Origin of the sequence: [Clostridium] citroniae WAL-17108 (assembly GCF_000233455.1) — a bacterium.
Lineage (GTDB): Bacteria > Bacillota > Clostridia > Lachnospirales > Lachnospiraceae > Enterocloster > Enterocloster citroniae.
Genome location: NZ_JH376420.1, coordinates 601,513 through 620,001, shown reverse-complemented (window position 1 = coordinate 620,001; position 18,489 = coordinate 601,513). Strand labels below are relative to the sequence as shown.

Annotated in this window: 15 protein-coding genes; 12 read left to right on the top strand and 3 right to left on the bottom strand. The window is 47.6% G+C overall.

The features are described from left to right. The first annotated feature begins 15 nt into the window (after positions 1-15). From HMPREF9469_RS02730 to HMPREF9469_RS02710, 5 genes are read left to right on the top strand one after another with little or no spacing between them, the layout of a single operon-like run. Positions 16-1,341 (top strand): ABC transporter substrate-binding protein, encoded by a 1,326-nt coding sequence (locus HMPREF9469_RS02730; protein WP_007858936.1) that lies wholly within the window; start codon positions 16-18, stop codon positions 1,339-1,341. Positions 1,342-1,398: 57 nt separating this feature from the next. Next, positions 1,399-2,280, top strand: a complete 882-nt coding sequence (locus tag HMPREF9469_RS02725) for a carbohydrate ABC transporter permease (RefSeq protein ID WP_007858934.1) — start codon at positions 1,399-1,401, stop codon at positions 2,278-2,280. Between the two features lie 14 nt (positions 2,281-2,294). Next, on the top strand, positions 2,295-3,119 hold the full coding sequence (locus HMPREF9469_RS02720) for a carbohydrate ABC transporter permease (protein WP_007858932.1): 825 nt from the start codon (positions 2,295-2,297) through the stop codon (positions 3,117-3,119). 12 nt (positions 3,120-3,131) lie between these two features. Beyond that, positions 3,132-3,953 (top strand): response regulator transcription factor, encoded by an 822-nt coding sequence (locus tag HMPREF9469_RS02715; RefSeq protein ID WP_007858930.1) that lies wholly within the window; start codon positions 3,132-3,134, stop codon positions 3,951-3,953. Next, the gene (locus HMPREF9469_RS02710) at positions 3,950-5,701 is read left to right on the top strand and encodes a sensor histidine kinase (protein ID WP_007858928.1); all 1,752 of its coding nucleotides are present in this window, start codon (positions 3,950-3,952) and stop codon (positions 5,699-5,701) included. Before HMPREF9469_RS02715 ends, HMPREF9469_RS02710 begins: the two co-directional genes overlap by 4 nt. Before the next feature lie 101 nt (positions 5,702-5,802). Here HMPREF9469_RS02710 and HMPREF9469_RS02705 read toward each other — a convergent pair whose 3' ends face one another. The 3 genes from HMPREF9469_RS02705 to HMPREF9469_RS02695 all read right to left on the bottom strand — a co-directional run bounded on the left by HMPREF9469_RS02705 (position 5,803) and on the right by HMPREF9469_RS02695 (position 8,914). Then, entirely contained in the window at positions 5,803-6,741 is a 939-nt protein-coding gene (locus HMPREF9469_RS02705) for a hypothetical protein (protein WP_007858926.1), read from the bottom strand. A 184-nt stretch (positions 6,742-6,925) separates the two neighbouring features. Next, complete coding sequence (locus HMPREF9469_RS02700; protein WP_007858924.1) at positions 6,926-7,510, bottom strand: cytidylate kinase-like family protein; 585 nt, start codon at positions 7,508-7,510, stop codon at positions 6,926-6,928. 15 nt (positions 7,511-7,525) lie between these two features. Continuing rightward, positions 7,526-8,914: an MATE family efflux transporter gene (locus tag HMPREF9469_RS02695; protein ID WP_007858922.1), complete on the bottom strand. Its 1,389-nt coding sequence runs from the start codon at positions 8,912-8,914 to the stop codon at positions 7,526-7,528. Between the two features lie 420 nt (positions 8,915-9,334). Here HMPREF9469_RS02695 and HMPREF9469_RS02690 point away from each other — a divergent pair, with 420 nt between their 5' ends. The 7 genes from HMPREF9469_RS02690 (at position 9,335) to HMPREF9469_RS30485 (ending at position 18,489) form a co-directional block, all read left to right on the top strand. Further along, positions 9,335-10,660 carry an MFS transporter gene (locus HMPREF9469_RS02690; RefSeq protein ID WP_007858913.1) on the top strand — a complete coding sequence of 442 codons (1,326 nt, stop codon included), beginning with the start codon at positions 9,335-9,337 and terminating at the stop codon, positions 10,658-10,660. Positions 10,661-10,687: 27 nt separating this feature from the next. Next, complete coding sequence (locus tag HMPREF9469_RS02685) at positions 10,688-13,069, top strand: glycyl radical protein (RefSeq protein WP_007858912.1); 2,382 nt, start codon at positions 10,688-10,690, stop codon at positions 13,067-13,069. 16 nt (positions 13,070-13,085) lie between these two features. Next, positions 13,086-13,877, top strand: a complete 792-nt coding sequence (locus HMPREF9469_RS02680) for a glycyl-radical enzyme activating protein (RefSeq protein ID WP_227161196.1) — start codon at positions 13,086-13,088, stop codon at positions 13,875-13,877. A 69-nt stretch (positions 13,878-13,946) separates the two neighbouring features. Next, complete coding sequence (locus HMPREF9469_RS02675; protein WP_007858910.1) at positions 13,947-14,750, top strand: pyrroline-5-carboxylate reductase family protein; 804 nt, start codon at positions 13,947-13,949, stop codon at positions 14,748-14,750. A 37-nt stretch (positions 14,751-14,787) separates the two neighbouring features. After that, positions 14,788-15,759, top strand: coding sequence for a sugar phosphate isomerase/epimerase family protein (locus tag HMPREF9469_RS02670; RefSeq protein WP_007858909.1), 972 nt, complete (start codon positions 14,788-14,790; stop codon positions 15,757-15,759). A 139-nt stretch (positions 15,760-15,898) separates the two neighbouring features. Then, positions 15,899-17,464, top strand: coding sequence for a BCCT family transporter (locus tag HMPREF9469_RS02665; RefSeq protein WP_007858908.1), 1,566 nt, complete (start codon positions 15,899-15,901; stop codon positions 17,462-17,464). 137 nt (positions 17,465-17,601) lie between these two features. After that, entirely contained in the window at positions 17,602-18,489 is an 888-nt protein-coding gene (locus HMPREF9469_RS30485) for a LysR family transcriptional regulator (RefSeq protein WP_007858907.1), read from the top strand.

Here is an 18,489-nt window from a genome sequence, read left to right as displayed (position 1 = left end):
GGAGGATGGGGAACTATGAAACGAAGATTAGGTATAGGGTTATCAGTTCTTATGGCAATGGGTATTTTGGCGGGCTGCGGCAGTTCAGCGGCGGCTGATGGAGACAGCGGGGCGGTCAGCAAGGCCAAGACAAAAACAGAGGATGTGGTGGAGATGACCATGACCACACTAAACGGGGGCACCAATGATGTGTTTGCAGAGGCCATCCAGAGAGAAGTGGATAAGTTTAATGAAAGCAATGAGTATAATGTAAGGATCAAGCTGGAGTGTTACTCCAATGACAATTATAAGACAAAGCTCACCACCTTGATGGCGTCCAATGCCCAGCCGGATATCTTTTTTACATGGGAGTCCGGATTCCTTCAGCCCTTTGTGGACGGTGACAAGGTATATCCCGTAGGGGACATCCTTGTAAATGATGAGGAGTGGTATGGGGCGTATCCGGACAAAAGCGTGTTTGGTCCCCTTACATTCGGGGATGAGATATGGGCGGTGCCGAATTCCAAGCAGATCGTGGTAGTGGCTTATAACAATAAGCTGTTTCAGGATGCGGGTACCAAAGTCCCCGCCACATACAGCGAATTCCTGGAAACGTGTGAAGCGCTGAAACAGGCCGGGATCAGCCCGTTAGCCATCCCCTGCGGGGAAGCGTGGTACGGAGGACAGATGCTTCAGCAGCTGTGTAATGTACTGGGGGGCGAGGAGTTTTACAATTACACCATCAGCGATGAGGTGCAGTGGAATCACAAGACGTTTGTGGAAGCGGGAACGCTTCTGAAACAGATAATGGACCAGGGATATCTGGTGGACGGATTTTTAGGAATGTCCCCAAGTGAAGGGTTTGAATTATTTAACAACGGTGATGTGGCCATGTTCATGTGCATCACATCAGGGGTTAACAAGCTGGATGTCCCGGAGAACCCCTACTACAATGATATTGATTTCTTTCTCCTGCCTTCCGATAACCCGGATTACAACGGTGTGAATGTAGGTTCCATCGGACAGACCTACGCCATCAGCAGCCAGGCGGAGAACCCCGAGGCAGCGGCAGCGTTTTTAAAGCAGATGACGCTGGGGGATTACCAGCAGGTACTGACGGACAATGCCCAGATAACAGCAACCAATGTACAGGTAAACCTGGATAATCTCAGCGAGATGACGGTCCGGTCCAGGAAAATGTTTGACCAGATGAAGGTTTATACGCCCTGGCTGGACAGGATTTATGGGGCAGGTGAGGGCGTGGAGTTTAATAATGCATCGGTTTCTATTTTAGGCGGCACAGATCCACAGGAGGCAATGGATAATTTACAGCAGTTTGCCATTGATAATGCAAATAATTAATGAGCCCACAGGAGTGCTGCTTTTGCGGCACTCCCTGTTTATACAAGGAGGGTGTGTATGAATAAGGTATTGAGTAATAAGAAAACAATTGCAATATTTATATTGCCGGCATTTCTGCTTTATGGGGTATTTGTCCTGATACCCATCATCTATAACATATACCTGAGCATGTTTCAGACGGATCTGATGGGAAAAAAGAATTTTGTGCTTTTCCGCAATTACATGAATCTTTTAAATGACAAGATATTCCTGAAAGCCCTAAAAAATAACGGAATGCTTGTGGTTGGTTCACTCCTTGCCCATTTGCCCCTGGCGCTGCTGTTCGGAAATTTTATCTTTATTAAGATCAGGGGAAGCCGGTTTTTTCAGTCTGTATTCTTTCTTCCCTCTGTTATCTGCGGAGCCGGTGTGGGACTTCTGTTTAATATGATATATAATTCGGAATTCGGCCTCCTCAACACATTCCTGGATCTGATCCGCCTAAGCGGTCTTAAACACGCATGGCTCAGCGAGGAGAAGACGGTAATGCTTGCCCTCATTATTGTGGTGATGTGGAAGTATGTGGGATACCATATGGTCATACAGCTGGCGGCCATGAAATCCATACCCGACAGTCTGTTTGAGGCTGCCAGGATTGACGGGGCCACCACCTGGCAGCAGTTTACCAAGATCACATATCCACTGATCAAGCATGTGATCAAGATCGATGTGGTGCTGATCATCACAGGCTCCCTGAAATACTTTGATCTGGTGTGGACCATGACAAAGGGGGGACCCAACCATGCCAGTGAGGTGATGGCAACCTATATGTATTATCAGGGATTTAGGACCATGAAATTCGGTTATGCCAGCGCCATCGGCCTGGTGCTCCTGGTGCTGTGCATGCTGGTGATATGGGGCGTCAACCGTCTGATCCGGACTGAGAAGCTGGAATATTAGAGAGGAGACCGACTATGAAGAGAAACATATTTCGTCTGGCCGCATTCCTGGTCATGGCAATATTTGCAGTGTGCTGCCTGTATCCCATCATCTGGCTGATGATCAATTCCTTTAAGACAAATAAGGAGCTGTTTTATAATACATGGGGCCTGCCGGAAACCATGCAGCTGGATAACTATGCAAGGGCTATTTCCAAAGGAAATATTGGAAGCAGCTATATAAGTTCCGTGCTGATCACATCCGCATCAGTATTTCTTACCGTGTTCTTTGGAGCCATGGTTTCCTATGGAATCACCAGGCTGCGGTTTCCAGGCGTTGATATGGTGAGGGGCCTGTTTTCCATGGGAATGAGTATCCCGGCCTATGCGGTCATCATCCCTATGTTTGCAATGTTTAACCAGATGAAGCTGTTGGATTCCTTTACATCCGTTATCATTGCCCATGTTGTATTTGCTTTTCCCATTACGATCTATATCCTGACAGGTTTTTTTATGACCATTCCCAGTGAATTGGAGGAGGCTTTTATCATGGATGGGTGTACAATCCTGAAAGGATATTATAAAATAATATTACCCATTGCAAAACCCTCCATTGCAACGGTGTCTGTCATCAACTTTATCACGGTCTGGAATGATCTTTTGTTCCCGCAGATTTTCCTGACAACCATGTCAAAGATGCCTTTGCCCGTCATATTGACCCAGTTTGCGGATCTTGATTCCGTGGACTATTCAGGTATGCTGGCAGCTGTTGTCATGACGGTAATTCCAACCATTGCAGTCTACATCGTTTTACATGATAAGATCATTGAGGGTATGACAGCCGGAGCAGTGAAAGGGTGACGGAATTAGACTATGGATCCATATAAGCTTTTAATTGCAGATGATGAGCCCCATATACGGGCGGGGATCAGTGCCCTGGACTGGGAGAGTATCGGTGTCCGGGTCTGCGGAATCGCCAATAACGGAAAGGAAGCCATTGACATGGCTTCTTTGTGCATGCCGGATATCATTCTCACTGATATAAGGATGCCCATAACGGACGGACTGGAAATGGCGGAGCAGATCCTGGCCCGCAACAGTGATTGTATGATCATTTTTCTCAGCGGTTATGAGGATTTTGAGTATGTAAAGCGGGCCCTGAAAATGGGGGCATGTGATTATATCCTAAAGCCAGCGGCGCCCGGAGAGATACTTAACTGCTGCAGGGAGGCGCTTAAGCAGCTCAGGGACAAACGGGAGCATATACAGGCATATCAGGACTTAAGGTCCATGGTGGCCCGGAATGAGGACGGCAGGGAAGAAGGTAAGGAGACCCGGGAACATCATGGGGATTTAAGGGAGAGCAGGATAAACAGTAAGGAGATACGGTTTTATATTGAGAACAATTATGGGAAAGATCTATCTTTAAACGACTTGTCGGAGTTGTTTCATTTTAATTCCATCTACATTAACAGGATACTGAAAAAGGACACGGGCTATACGTTCCTTGAGATCCTTAACAATAAGAGAATGGCCGTGTCACTGAGGCTTTTGGAGGAGACGGACCTGAAGGTGAGCCGGATAGCGGAACAGGTGGGGATTCCGGACCAGCGTTATTTCAGCACCATGTTTAAAAAATATTATGGCTGTTCCCCCAAGCAATATAAACAGAACATGAAACGGAAGGGCATATGAAAAAACACAGGCGGAGGCGGTTCCAGCGAAAACTGAAGTATAAGTATATGGCCGCGTGCAGCGGTATAAGCCTGTTCCTGGTCCTCATACTGACAGGCAGTTATTACGGATATTTTAACAAGCTGTTTGTGACCCAGACCCAGGATTATGTATTTAATATGGCGGAACAGTCAAAGGACAGCCTTGAACTTACCATGCGCCAGATCGACAGTGTGATCCTCAGCATCCAGAGCGAGACCATGGTCCAGGAGTTCCTGACAAAGATAGACAAAGGGACATATGGGGCTTATGAGGAATATCTGGCCAGGGAAAAGGTACGCCAGGGAATCTATGCGGATATCATGTGGGAGGATTCCGTGGTCAATGTTTATCTGGAATCAGACCAGGGATATTCTGAAGTGTGGGAAAAGTCAGGGGGCGGCGTCATATGGAATAAGCAGAAAAAGGAACAGATCTATGGGGGAAAGGGCAGGACCGTATGGCTGGGGGTGGATGAATCCGGTAAGTTCATGCAGGCCGGGGCCCAGATCAACAGCACAAAAAATTTAAAGCCCCTGGGTTTTGTAATGATACAGATGCCCGTGGAGGACTTTGAGAACCAGATCAACAAGTATTCCTTTATACGGAATGGGCTGACCATGATCATCAGCCGGTCGGAGGGGGTGATCGTGACCACGGATCCGGCGTTGTCCGCTGACGGACTTGACACATTGGGCCGGCGGTTTATGTCCGGCCATGTCAGGGAGGATGTGTATTCCGTTGACTTTGGGGGAGAGAAGTATTATGCGGTGATATCAGATCTGAGGTACAATGACTGGAGGCTGATCACGCTGATACCAAAGATGAATTACAGTGAGGTTTTATATGAACTGAGATTTTATATTTTTGCAGTAGTCATGGTGGTTCTGTTTGTCTCCTTTATCATTATACTGATCCTGGCGGAGCGGTTTACGAAAAACATCAAGGAGCTCCAGGGAGCTATGGAACGGTTTGGGGAAGGGGACTTTAACGTCATTTGCGCGGTCCACTCCGATGACGAGGTGGGGCAGCTGTCCCAGCATTTTAACATGATGGTGTACAATATCAATGATCTCATTGACAGGGTCTATAATGAGACTATGCTGCGTCAGGAAGCGGAACTCAAGTCACTGAGGATGCAGATCAATCCTCATTTCCTTTACAATACCCTGGACATGATGAGCTGGATCTCCCGGAACAGAGGTGTTCCGGAGGTGGGGGAGGTGGCGGTTTCGCTGGGTAATATCCTACGGTATACGATCAACGGGTCTGACTTTGCCACCATTGGGGAAGAACTGGAACATATCAGGAATTACTTTATGATACAGCACTGCAGGTATGGAGACCGGATCCATTTTAACATTGATGTTCCCCGGGAGGTTCTGGACATCCAGATCCCCAAACTGCTGATCCAGCCTTTGATCGAGAATGCAGTGGTACATGGGGTGGAGAACCTGGAAGCGGACGGGGTTGTGACCTTAAAGGCAGACTTAGACCGGCAAAACCTTTACATCTCTGTTATTGATAACGGGGTGGGAATGAGCCAGGAAAAGATAGACGCCATACTCAATGATGACAACGGCATTCCTCTGGAAGTCAGGGAATCCATTGGCCTTAAAAACGTAAACAGGAGACTTAAGATCCGCTACGGGGAATTTCACGGGCTCAGGATGCGCAGTGTCCTGGGAAAAGGGACAGAGGTTAAGATGTGCATACCATACCTGTCGTGATACAGATATAAATAGATTCAGACATTCGTAGGTTTAGGCATACAAAAAATCCCGGTTTCCGGACCCGGTTCAGGGTTCCGGAAAAACCGGGATTTCTATTATCACTGCTTTACAATGGTATACTTTGACAGGTCCGGATTAAAAGTATCCTTATCCGAATCCCAGGCGCCGTTGGCACCCAGCCAATAGTAGAAATTCATCTCTCCTGACTTGATATAGCAGTTGGTCAGCATATAGCCTTCGTAATTAAAATAATACCACTTGTTGTTGATGCATCTCCAGGTGTTGGTGGGATATGCCTTGTTCTTGTAAACGTACCGCCTGCCCAGCCTGTTCCGCTCCCAGCTGCCGTTGTCAATATACCAGGCATCTTCAGGCCGGATCTTATTCTCCTCCGAGAGTTCAGACCAGGGACTTGCCTGTGATTTATAGGTTCCGAAGGCCCTTACGCGGAATGTGTACACACCTTCCACATTGATATATGACTTGAAATCATAGCGGTCATGCTTGGCTGTTACCGTGGCCATCAGGCGGTTATCCTTATAAAGCTGGATCTCATAACTCTTGGAACCTTCCACCTCATCCCACACAGCTGTATTATTGTTCCAGCTCACTGCTGTGGAAGCAGGAAGGATGCTGTCAATGGTAGGAAGGGTTACCTGCAGGATCAGGGAATTCCCATCCCCGTCCATGGTGGCTTTTTTGTACTGTGCCCCGCATCCGAATAAGGAAAAGTATGTTCTGCCAGTGCTGGTAAAGCTGTACCCGCTTTTGGCGGATAACTCTATTTCTACCACAGGCCTTTCGCCGAAAACCCATGTATCATCTCGTTTAACATAGGAAGCGCCCTCCACAACAAAATGCTTATTGCTGGAAGTGGCATATACTTCACCAACCAGGTCTCCGGCTTTTGGTGCTCGGTCCCACGAAATGGACAGGGGGACGGAATCGATGAGACTCTCTTCACCATAAGCGGGTACCAGGATGCCTAAAGACAGGAGCGATATCAAAAAAACCAGTAAAAATGTCTTTTTTGACATGGCATGTACCTCCTCTTAATGTGCTTATAACTATTGTACATTAGATAGGATGAAAAGTCCAAGGATTATTTTCTTAAGAAATTCGATAGAAATACGTGAGTAAATCTTCATAAATTGAACGTACCCTCAGTGGACAAGGGGACACACGCCCCTTGTCCACTGAGGGTCGTTCCCATGAAAGATCTCAATACAGCCCTGATATGAGACTGCTGCATTGCTCAATGCCCAAAACCCCGCTGTCCAGTGTGACATGGTAGTTACGGGCAAGCCCCCACTGGGTGTCGGTATAAAACTGGTAGTAGGCGGCCCGGCGTTTGTCCTTGTCAGCCAGTCTCTTTTGTGTGGGCACATCCGTTTCTCCGTAAAGGCTTACGATCCGCTGGGCGCGCTTATCAAAGCCGGCATGGATAAACACCTTCAGACAGTCGGCCGCATCCTTTAAGATATAGTCTGCGCACCGCCCCACGATTACACAGGATTCCCTGGCTGCCAGCTCCAGGATGATGCTCCTCTGGATGATCCAGAGATAGTCCTGGTTGGAACCCCCGTTTAGTGAGCGGCCGGAAAATGCATTGGCAAACCATCCCTTATGGGCGCTGGATTCATCCTGCTCCCGAATATAATCCTCTGTAAAACCGCTGTCCTCAGACAGCTTTTCGATCAGCTCCTGGTCATAACAGGGGATTCCCAATGTTTCTGCTGTCATTTTCCCTATGGTGCGTCCCCCGCTTCCAAATTCCCTGCTGATGGTTATGATCCTGTTTTTCATTGTCCTTCCTCCTGGCTATTTTAATGTTTTATATGTCCTGCCTATTACAATGGCAGAGATGATAAATGTGAGCACATCCGATACTGGCATGGAATAGAGCACGCCGTCCAGTTCAAAGAACACGGGCAGCAAAAGGGCAAAGCCAACGCCGAACACCACCTCACGGACCATGGAGAGAAGGGTGGATACCAGAGCCTTTCCAAGGGACTGGAGGTAAATGAAGGTGGCTTTGTTGACACATGCCAGGATGAGCATACAGAGGTAAATGCGGAATGCCCTTACCGCAAACTCCGTATAATATATGCTCTCATTGGATGCGCCGAACAGGGCAATGAGCCGGCCGGGAAAGAGTTCCACGATCCCCAGTGCCGCTGCGCCCACTGCGGCTTCCAGGGCCAGCAAGAGGGTGAACAGGCTTTTGGCCCGGTCCCTGCGCCCGGCACCCATATTATAGCCCACAATGGGAATGCACCCTGCGGCCATGCCCACGGAGATGGATATGACGATCTGAAAGAACTTCATCACAATGCCCACCACGGCCATGGGAATCTGGGCGTATACGGGCTGGCTGAACACCGGGTCCAGGGCTCCATAGGTGCGGATCATGTTGTTAATGGCAGCCATGGAAGCCACCAGGGAGATCTGGGACAAAAAGCTGCATATGCCAAGGGGCAGGAAACGCTTCATCAACCCTCCATGCAGGCCAAAACTCTGCCTGTGCAGGGTCACTGCCTTCATGTGACAGAGATACCATACGGCCAGCACCGCGGTGAGGACCTGGCCGATAACAGTGGCCACAGCGGCTCCCATCATCCCCCATCGGAAAATAAAAATGAACACAGGATCCAGGATGATGTTTGCCACCGCGCCTGCCAGGGTGGAGACCATGGCAAAGCCGGGGCTGCCGTCAGAACGGATAATGGGGTTTAGCGCCTGGCCAAACATGTAAAAGGGGATGCCCATGGTGATATAGGTAAAGTACTCCTTGGAATGTAAAAAGGTTTCCTCATTGATCCGTCCCCCAAACAGGGTAAGGATGGGATCCTGAAACAGGAAATAGAGAGCGGTGAGGACCAGACCGGCCGCAATGCAAAGGACAATGGCATTGCCGATGCTGCGGTGGGCATTTTCCTTTTCATTGGCCCCCAGGCACAGGCTTACAAAGGCACAGCAGCCATCCCCGATCATTACCGCGATGGCCAGGGCCACCACGGTTAGGGGAAATACCACCGTATTGGCTGCATTTCCGTAGGAACCCAGGTAATCCGCATTGGCGATAAAAATCTGGTCCACAATGTTGTACAGGGCGGCCACCAACAGGGAAATGATGCAGGGAACCGCATATTTCCCCATCAGGCTGCTGATTTTTTCTGTCTCCAGAAATGAATTTGATCGTTGTTCCATAAAATGTTTCCTCCTTTATTGCAAAAAAATAAAGCGTGGGGCCTGAAAGCTGGATTTACGCTGTGGGCGACACGCTTTGATGCATGGGTGATGCATAAATATAGGATTAAAATAACTGTTCACAATGTCCTGAACTGTTACGATTAAAATAAAAAAGAGCAGCTGACAACCGGATTTACGCAGTCAGCTACTCATTGCATCCATATTATAGCAGGTATTTTTGAAAAATTCAAATGTTTTTTGTGCAAAAATAATCCCCAGAAACAGACCATTTAATTTCTGAATAGCAGTATTTAATATAGATATTTCAAATTCAAGGGATTTAATGTTATTATTTTAACAAGAGAGGCGCGGACAGATGCGGTTACGATCTCTGCGCCGACATATTACATTTTAACAAGATAACAGGAAAGGAGAATCATGAAAAAAGATTACAAAAAAGCCCCCTTTACAAAATTCCATATGATGCTGTATGTCTGTACGGTTTTAGGCCAGATTGCATGCGGATATGCCCTGGGAATTGCGGGGACTGCAGTCACACAGGCACAGGATAAGCTGGGGTTAAGCACCTTCTGGGTGGGCCTGCTGGGAGCCGGAACACTGATCGGACTTGCCGGAAGCCTTGTTGTAGGCAACATTGCCGACAAAATCGGCAGGAGCAAATTGATGCTGGCGGATATGGCGCTATTTTCCGTATGTTCGGTCCTTCAGCTTTTTACATCCAGCGTGGGGGTATTAATGTTCCTGCGCATCTGTATCGGCCTTTGTATTGCAGTTGATTACACAGTGGGAACTACCATTATTTCAGAATGGTTTCCGCCCAAAGACGGACCTGTCTACCTGAGCCGGTTTATTATTTTCTGGACCTTCGGCTATGTGGCTTCCTTTTTTGCAGGGCTGATCATGGGGAATCTGTCCATGGATTACCATATCATTTTTGTAACCTCTGTTATTCCGGGGGTGATCGCCGCCATTGCGAGAATTGTGATAGGAGTGCCGGAATCGCCTACATGGCTGGCTGCAATTGGCCGTTCGGATGAGGCTGACAAGTTGATCGCGAAAAAACTGGGAGACGGATACTGCGTTGTGGCGGAGGACAACAATGCATCCAATGAAAAAGTATCCGTAATAGAACTCTTCAGCCCAAAGTACCGCAGAAACACGCTGGTAGGCGGTGTTTTCTATGCATGTCAGGTGTTCCCTTACTTTGGAGTGGGTATCTTCCTTCCGATCCTGATCGCCAGTCTGAACATGGGGGACGCAAATACATCCAGTATTTTATACGATGTCTTCTGTATGGCCGGAGCGTTCATTGGAACGTATTTGTGCAACAGAATATCGCGGAGACGTTTTCTTTGTTCAACCTTTTATATTTCAGCCATTGCACTGGGGGTAATGATCGTGGGCCATGGCGGATCCATGGTAGTTACCGTGGTTTCATTCTGTGTGTATGCATTGTCCATGTCAATTGCGGTCGTAATGGAAAATCCATACCCGCCGGAGCTGTTTGATACCCGCGTAAGAGGCACCGGGGTTGGCATCGTGATCGCCTTTAGCCGGATCGGGGCAGCTGCAGGAACCTTCTTACTGCCCATTTTAGTGGAACGCATTGGAGTCTACGGCACCTTAGGCGTGTGCCTTGTTATCCTGCTGATTGGCGGGGTGGTATGCCAGCTGTTTGCGCCTGAAACGTTTATAAAGGAAGTCCATACCGCGGAAATGAATGAAAATTTAGCGGCAAATTAATATAAAGATCATAAAGGAGAGCGTATCATGTCAAAAGATTATATGAAAAGGATCCAGGCGCTGAGAGAGAACTATATGTCTCACCGTGTTGAGATGGATATTCTGGATGCTTACTATGTAACACAGGGCTTTAAAGCCACGGAAGGCCAGCCGTGGCAGATCCAGAAAGCAGTTGCTATGAAAACTGTTTATGAGAATAAGCCCATCTTTATCCAGGACCATGAGCTTTTAGTCGGCGGCGTGGCATTCAAGCCGCGTGCAGGTATTCTCAACCCGGATTCCGCATGCTCTGTGATCGAGAAAGAGTTAGATACGATCAGTACCCGCAAATACGATCCATTCTACCTTTCTGAAGAGAACAAGAAACTGTTTATGGAAGAAGTGGCTCCTTACTGGAGAGGCAAATGCGTTCTGGACCGATGGAACGCAATGATGCCGGAAGATGTAAGGACAATGCGCGATGGCGGCATGTTATATGTTGATAAGAAGTTTGTCCGCGGATACGGTGAGAACACACCCGGCTGGAGAACCCTTCTTGCAAAGGGGATCACCGGCATCAAAAAAGAGGCGGAAGAAAAGCTTGCCGCTCTTGATGATGCACATGGAGAGGATGTGCTGAAACAGATCATTTTCTACAAGTCCCTTATTATTTCAGCCGAAGGCATCATTGCGCTTGCGAACCGCCACGCTGATCTGGCTGAGAAGATGGCTGAAAAAGAGGCGGATGAGAAGCGCAGGGCGGAATTGCTGAAGATCGCGGAAGTTAACCGCAATGTTCCTGCCAATCCGCCCCGTAACTTCTATGAAGCGCTGCAGAGTATGCTTACCTATGAGTTCTGTATTTTTATGGAACAGAATGCGTCTTCTTACAACCTGGGCCGTATGGATCAATATCTGATTCAATATTACGAAAAAGATTTGGCGGACGGCACCATGACACAGGACGAAGCCCAGGAGCTTATGGACTGCTTCTGGATCAAAATCTCGGAAATGGGATTGTTCCAGGACGGTGAGAGCGCTGCCTTTTCTGCGGGTTATAATATGACGGTTCAGGTTTGCGCCGGCGGTATTGACCAATATGGAAATGACGCCGTCAACGACCTGTCCTATATGACGATCCAGGCCACACAAGACACTGCTCTTAAGGAACCCAACATGACGGTCCGCTACAGCATTTCCAAAAATCCGGATTCCTTTTTGCGAAAAGCCGCAGAGTGTATCCGCATGGGACGTACAATGCCGGCCGTCTACCATGACGATGCAGGAATCAAGATGCTTCTCAATAAAGGAATCCCAATGTCACAGGCATGGGACTGGACTCCATGCGGCTGCGTGGAGACGAACCTGGAAGGCCGCCTTAAATCCTATACCGACATCGGCGAGATCAGCATGGGCGGCGTGGTGGATATGGTTATGAATAACGGAAGGAGCCGTAAGACAGGAGAACAGATCTCCATCCGGACCGGTGATCCGCGTGATTTCAAAACGTTTGATGACTTTATGGCAGCGGTCAAAAAGCAGATCGATCATTTTGTACATACAATGGCAACCATGAACTCGTATCTGGATTATCTGAGCGAGAATTACCGTCCGGTGCCGGCCCTTTCTTTGACATATCCCAACTGTATGGCGGTTGGAAAAGATTACGCAAACGGCGGCGCTGAGTTTAATGTGGGGAATGGGATCAATATCATCGGACAGGCGGACATTATCAATTCCGTGGCAGATATTAAATATCTTGTTTTTGATGAAAAGAAAATATCCATGGATGAGCTTTGCAGGGCATTGGATGCGGACTTTGAGGGATATGAGCACATCCATAAAATGTGCATGGATGCGCCAAAATACGGCAATGATGATCCGAAGGCCGACTTCTGTGTGGGAGAGATCTATAACTACCTTGTGGATCAGATTGAGCAATACGATTCACCATTCGGCAAGCTGACGGCAGGTATGCTTCCCGTATCCGGCAATGTGCCCATTGGACAGAGCGTGGGTGCGCTTCCTTCAGGACGGAAAGCGTGGACGCCTCTCGCTGACGGCATCGGGGCCACTGGCGGCACTGATATCAATGGAGCCACAGCCCTTTTAAAATCCATCAGTAATCTGCCCCATGCGCGTTTTACGCAGGGAACACAGATGAACCTGAAGATCGATCCCAAGCTTCTTGAGGGGGAGCGCGGGCTGAACAGCATGATGGTTCTGCTTAAGACTCAGTGCACACTGGATATCTATCACACCCAGTACAATGTCATCAATCCGGAGATCCTTATGGATGCGCAGAAAAATCCAGGGGACCACAAAGATCTGTTGGTCCGGGTTGCGGGATATACGGCATTCTTTGTAGAACTTGGCAAGGACATTCAGGATGATATCATCCAGCGAACGGAAATTGAAAACTGGGGTTGATGGAAAGGGCAGTCGAATGGAAGATCTGATTTACGAAAACATGGATATGCCGGGTTCCGTACTCAGAATTGAAAAAAGTTCCATTTTCGATGGAGATGGACTTCGTACCGTTGTATTTATGAAAGGATGCCCCCTGCGGTGCTGGTGGTGCTCAACGCCGGAGAGTCATCATAAGGAGATCCAGACAACCCTGGACAAAAAGATCACCTATGGCCGCATAATGACGGTTGAAGAGGTTCTGGTGGAAGTCCGGAAAGATATTCCCTTTTATTTCCACTCAGGGGGCGGAATGACTATATCAGGGGGAGAGATTCTTACACAGCCGGAGTTTGTGTATCATTTGCTGCATCGTGCAAGCTGGGAAGGCATCAACACCTGCATTGAAACCTCCTTTTATGGAGGGTGGGATAAGATCGAGCCTATTTTAAGCAGCACCGATACCGCGTTTGTGGATATAAAAGTAATGGATCCCAAAGCCCATAAACAATATGTGGGGGTGGATAATGAGGTGATCCTCAGTAATATCCGCAGAGCCGGGGCCAGAAAAGGCGGCACGAAGCTGATCATCCGCAGCCCGCTGATCCCGGGAGTCAATGATTCTGAGACGGATCTTAAGCTTCTTGGCGGATTCCTTGCAAAACTGCCGGGCGTGGATCATCTGCAGCTATTGCCTTATCACCGTCTTGGAACAGATACCTACCGCAAGCTGGGACTTACATATCAGCTTCCTGATGCCAGGACCCCTTCACAGGAGTACATGGAGCGGTGCGCGCGCATTACAGGTAAATATGTCAAAACGATTATTTAGTGTCCCCCCGGAGTCTCACCGGTATCCGGATTTGGGGGAGTACACTTTAAAAGAAAGGTGGAAACAATCGTGTTACGATATGGATTTATTGCAGCAGGAAATATTATCCGTGCAATGCACAGGGGAGGGGAGCTTCATGCGGATTACAATCCCTCGGAAATTGGAATTTTTGATATTAATGAGAATGTGCGTAAGGATTACGCGTCCAGAGGTTATAAAACATTTGACAATATGACGGAATTGGTTAATAATTCAGAGATGATCGTTCTTGGGGTAACGCCCAAGGTCGTTGGATTGATCATTGATGAACTGAAAGCATGCTACCGGCCGGGACAGCTGATGTTAACCGTGGTAACGGGTGTTGAACAGCCCTGGTATACGGAACATCTTGGGGAGGACTGTAAGGTTGTGATCTGTATGCCGAACATGAGCTCACAGGTAGGGGAAGGCGCATTTGCGGTATCACGCAATACAAACTGTACAGATGAGGATTTGGAGCGTGTCACAGCGATCCTCAGATCATGCGGTCTTGTGGAGGAGATCCCGGATGGAATGATGGCGGAAATCCTTCCGTTTAATGGTTCGGCGCCTGGATTCTTTTATCATATTTCCAATTTAATGGTAAAGGAAGCGGAAAAATATGGACTGGATCCTGACACGGCGATCCGTTTATTTGCCCAGACCATGAAGGGAAGCGCGGAAATGATCCTCTCTTCCAATATCAGCTTACAGGAGCTTGAAACCGCACTCAGACTGCCGGGCGGAGCAACTGTAACGGCTTTGGAAAAAATAGAATCCATGGGATTTGACGCAATGTACGATGAATTTGTAAGAGTTTCAGTGGAACGTTGTAAGGAACTTGGCAGACAATAGTGATCTAAAATAGGATGAAGAAAAGAGGAGGATCAATATGATCAGGAATCACGACAGAAAATTTAAAATCGGAATGCATAGTTACACATTACACCTTTCAGGGTTTGGCGAGAGCTGGGGATTTCAGGAATACGGCGAGCACCATGCATTTGAGCAGGTGGCAACATTTAAGGACCTGGTAGACATTGCGGTAGAAGTTGGACTTGATGTTCTTCATATCACATTGGTGGATATCCAGAATGATACATCCGATGCCCATTTGGCAGAGTGCCGTAAAATTGCGGAAGAAGCAGGTATTGAACTGGAACTGAATGTTTCGTTTAATGCGCCTTCAGATCCCCGTGTAAACTGTGATGTTGAAAACTCTTTACATATTGCCCGTAAGCTGGGATGCAATCTTGTAAAATACAGCACGGACGTGGAGCATCCGGAGAAATCGTCCCACTCATGCTTAGCGCCTTCTGTCATGAAGCAATTGGTTGAAATCTACGGTCAGTTTGAGAAAAATCTTCCTCTGATCGAAAAATACGGCATGAAGATCGCCATTGAGAACCACTGTGACCTGTTCGCAGATGAAGTGATCTGGCTGGTGAAACAGTTAAACCATCCGCTGGTCGGCGCATGCTGTGATACGATCAATTCTTTAATGATGATGGAAGGAATTGCGGAGTGCGTCCGCAAAATGGCGCCGTACTGCTACTGCGTACATTTCTGTGATAACAGGGTATTTGCCGATCCTGATGGAACACATTCACTTGGTACAGCCATTGGGGCAGGTAATGTTGACTGCAGGGCGATCATGGATATTCTGAGGGAGGAGGCTCCTGATGGTCTGGATACCATTGACCTTGAAATTGAATTGCCTCTTTCCGGTTATTCGATTGAAGAAGGCCGTGAGATGGAATTAAAGGGCTTGCGTGAGTCTGTTGAATACATGTATAAAGAGTTGGGGATCGGCCGCAATCCTGCAAAGATCTATGGCCCCAGTAATTACTTTTTAAATAAATGATCCGATGAAATATCAATGTGAGTGAAAGGGAGCTGTGAGACATGACCGGGTGATCGATGAAAAGTCGTATATCTGGTCATGTTGTCGTATGGGCGGATGATGCGGGTGAGGATCATGGGATGTGTAGGGAGAGGGGCAGATGAAGCAAATGAAGACAAAACATTATGTAAAGGGAAGCATACATAAGGAGGTTCTGGGCGCAGTAGGTATTTTATTCATGATTGAGCTTATATTGGGGGTGTTTTTTACAGATTCCTTTGGCGCTGTCATGTCACAGATGACCTACCTGATCGGGGACAATTTCGGCTGGTGGATCGATCTGTGTGTGGTATTGGCGGTTATTCTGGGGCTTTGTTATATAATCTTCCGTTATGGGGATATACGGATCGGCGGGGAAGATGCGGTTCCGGAATATTCTACATGGCAGTGGTTTTCTATTTCTATCTGCGGCGGGATCGGGTGCGGTCTTTTATTCTGGGCCATGGGGGAACCAATCTATCATTTTATGCATCCTCCGGTGACCGCGGGGATCGAAGCTGAGAGCAAAGCGGCTGCAGTTTTTGCAGTAGGGCAGACCATGTTCCACTGGTCGTTTGTCCAATATTTTATTTATGCGATTCCGGCAGTGGTGTTTGCGCTTCTTGCCTATAATTGCAAAAGACCTCTTTCCTTCCGGTCTCTTGTCACGGAGGTAACGGGAAAAGACAGGATATGGCTGACAATACTGCTGCACATTTTTTGCGGCTATGCAGTGGCAAGCGGGGTATCTAATTCAATGGCAGCGGGAATGATGCAGATCAGCGGGGGACTCAACTCTGTTTTCGGACTTCCCCAGGATGAGAAGATATATCTTTTGATCGCTGTTTTTGTAGGTGCGTTTTTTATCCTGTCTTGTCTGACCGGGATCAATAAAGGGCTCACCTACGTCTCAATGGCATGTATGATTTGTTTTCTGGGTTTGATGATCTATGTTGTGATTGCCGGAGACGGGCAGTTCATCGGAAAACTTGGAATGGAGTCCTTTGGCAATATGCTGGACAATTTTTTCAGCAAGATCACCTATAACAATGCATTGTCTGAACATGACCAATGGGCAAATGAATGGCCCATTACCTTTTGGAATTCCTTCTTTATCTATGCTCCCATTATGGGAATGTTCCTGGCAAGAATGGGAAAAGGAAGAACCGTGCGAGAGTTCCTGCTGGTGGAGATCCTTGTGCCGTCCTTATTCTGCTGTCTGTTCATCGCCATCTTTGCAAGCACCACAATGCAGATGCAGGTCAGCGGAGCAATTGATATATGGGCCAATGTTCAGGAACTTGGCATGCAGACGGCTTTGTATCAGGTGCTGGGGGCAATGCCGGGAGGCAGGATCGTTCAATTCGTGTTCCTGATCACCGTCTGTTTATCCTTTGTAACATTGGCGGATCCCAATACTTCTGCAATGGCAACCCTGTGCGTACATGGACAGCAGATCGATGAAGAGCCTCCTAAAAACATTAAGATCATAATAGGCATAGCAGTTTCTGTGGTGGCCTATTTGCTGGTTGTCTCAGGTGGGGTGAATGCAGTTAAGGGTCTTTTAAACGCAGGCGGCCTTCTGATGACGGTCCCCACTGTATGGCTGTTTGTAAGCCTGCCTAAAATCGGCGGAAAGCTGCTAAGGTGTAAGAAGTATGTGGTGGATGGAGAAACGTTAAAATAGCGGGGATGAGTACCAGGGGACCGTCCCCTGACCTTTCTGGACCTTGCTTGCATCATATTGAAAATTCCCCATTTATATGATATAGTATAAAATATTTTGGCGGCTCATATACAATCATGACCAATGGGGAGGTTACTATGACATTGTTACAGCTCCAATATTTTATTACTGTTGTTGAGACAGGGAATTTCACCCATGCGGCCAGACAAGCCTATACATCCCAGCCCACCATAAGCCGTCAGATACAGATGCTGGAGGAGGAATTAGGGTATTCTCTTTTTAATCGGAACAGTAAACCGCTGCGTCTTACCGAACCCGGACAGATATTGTATGAAGGGATGAAAGAAGCCATTTCCCGGATCAATGATACCCTTGAAAAGGCCAGAATTGTTTCGGAGGGAAAAGAGGGGGTATTATCCATCTCCTTTCAATCCGGTTATTTTTCGGAATATATGTTTTTCTCCACCATCAACAAACTGCGTGAAACCAGCCCTGCATTACAGATACGAAGTAATAAATTGTTTTCATGGGACCAGATCAAGGGTCTTAAAAATGAGAGCATAGATGTTGCCGTTGGCCTTGAATTCCCTCACTGGAACGAATTGGGCTTTACGGTCAGAAAGTTGAAAAAAGTAGAAACCCTTATTGTGATGTCTACCAATCATAGATTGGCAAAAAAAGAAACCCTTGAATATAACGACCTTTGCGGGGAAACATTTTTTCTCACCGCGCCCAACGGATATCAGGTGGATAAAATCTTCAAACACCGTTTTTGCCTGGATGATGTTCATCAGGTGGAAGTGTCCTCATCAGAAAATGCCTATTTTAAGGTACTATCCGATAATGGACTCACGATCTCAAATCCATATGATCCGGTGCTGTTGGACAGCCCCCATTACCATGCTGTAAAATTTGATTCTGAATATGCCGACTCCTATGTTTGTGTAACAAATCCTGATAATACCAATCCTGCAATACAGCTTTTTTTGGATCTGATCCAAACGGACTGCGAATCCGGTAAGTGA

Excerpts from the sequence above, each read along its gene's own strand:
- HMPREF9469_RS02730 (WP_007858936.1), top strand. The coding sequence starts at position 16 with ATGAAACGAAGATTAGGTATAGGGTTATCAGTTCTTATGGCAATGGGT.
- HMPREF9469_RS02695 (WP_007858922.1), bottom strand. The coding sequence starts at position 8,914 with ATGGAACAACGATCAAATTCATTTCTGGAGACAGAAAAAATCAGCAGC.
- HMPREF9469_RS30485 (WP_007858907.1), top strand. The coding sequence starts at position 17,602 with ATGACATTGTTACAGCTCCAATATTTTATTACTGTTGTTGAGACAGGG.
- HMPREF9469_RS02685 (WP_007858912.1), top strand. The coding sequence starts at position 10,688 with ATGTCAAAAGATTATATGAAAAGGATCCAGGCGCTGAGAGAGAACTAT.
- HMPREF9469_RS02720 (WP_007858932.1), top strand. The coding sequence starts at position 2,295 with ATGAAGAGAAACATATTTCGTCTGGCCGCATTCCTGGTCATGGCAATA.
- HMPREF9469_RS02725 (WP_007858934.1), top strand. The coding sequence starts at position 1,399 with ATGAATAAGGTATTGAGTAATAAGAAAACAATTGCAATATTTATATTG.
- HMPREF9469_RS02710 (WP_007858928.1), top strand. The coding sequence starts at position 3,950 with ATGAAAAAACACAGGCGGAGGCGGTTCCAGCGAAAACTGAAGTATAAG.
- HMPREF9469_RS02670 (WP_007858909.1), top strand. The coding sequence starts at position 14,788 with ATGATCAGGAATCACGACAGAAAATTTAAAATCGGAATGCATAGTTAC.
- HMPREF9469_RS02690 (WP_007858913.1), top strand. The coding sequence starts at position 9,335 with ATGAAAAAAGATTACAAAAAAGCCCCCTTTACAAAATTCCATATGATG.
- HMPREF9469_RS02715 (WP_007858930.1), top strand. The coding sequence starts at position 3,132 with ATGGATCCATATAAGCTTTTAATTGCAGATGATGAGCCCCATATACGG.
- HMPREF9469_RS02665 (WP_007858908.1), top strand. The coding sequence starts at position 15,899 with ATGAAGCAAATGAAGACAAAACATTATGTAAAGGGAAGCATACATAAG.
- HMPREF9469_RS02700 (WP_007858924.1), bottom strand. The coding sequence starts at position 7,510 with ATGAAAAACAGGATCATAACCATCAGCAGGGAATTTGGAAGCGGGGGA.
- HMPREF9469_RS02705 (WP_007858926.1), bottom strand. The coding sequence starts at position 6,741 with ATGTCAAAAAAGACATTTTTACTGGTTTTTTTGATATCGCTCCTGTCT.
- HMPREF9469_RS02680 (WP_227161196.1), top strand. The coding sequence starts at position 13,086 with ATGGAAGATCTGATTTACGAAAACATGGATATGCCGGGTTCCGTACTC.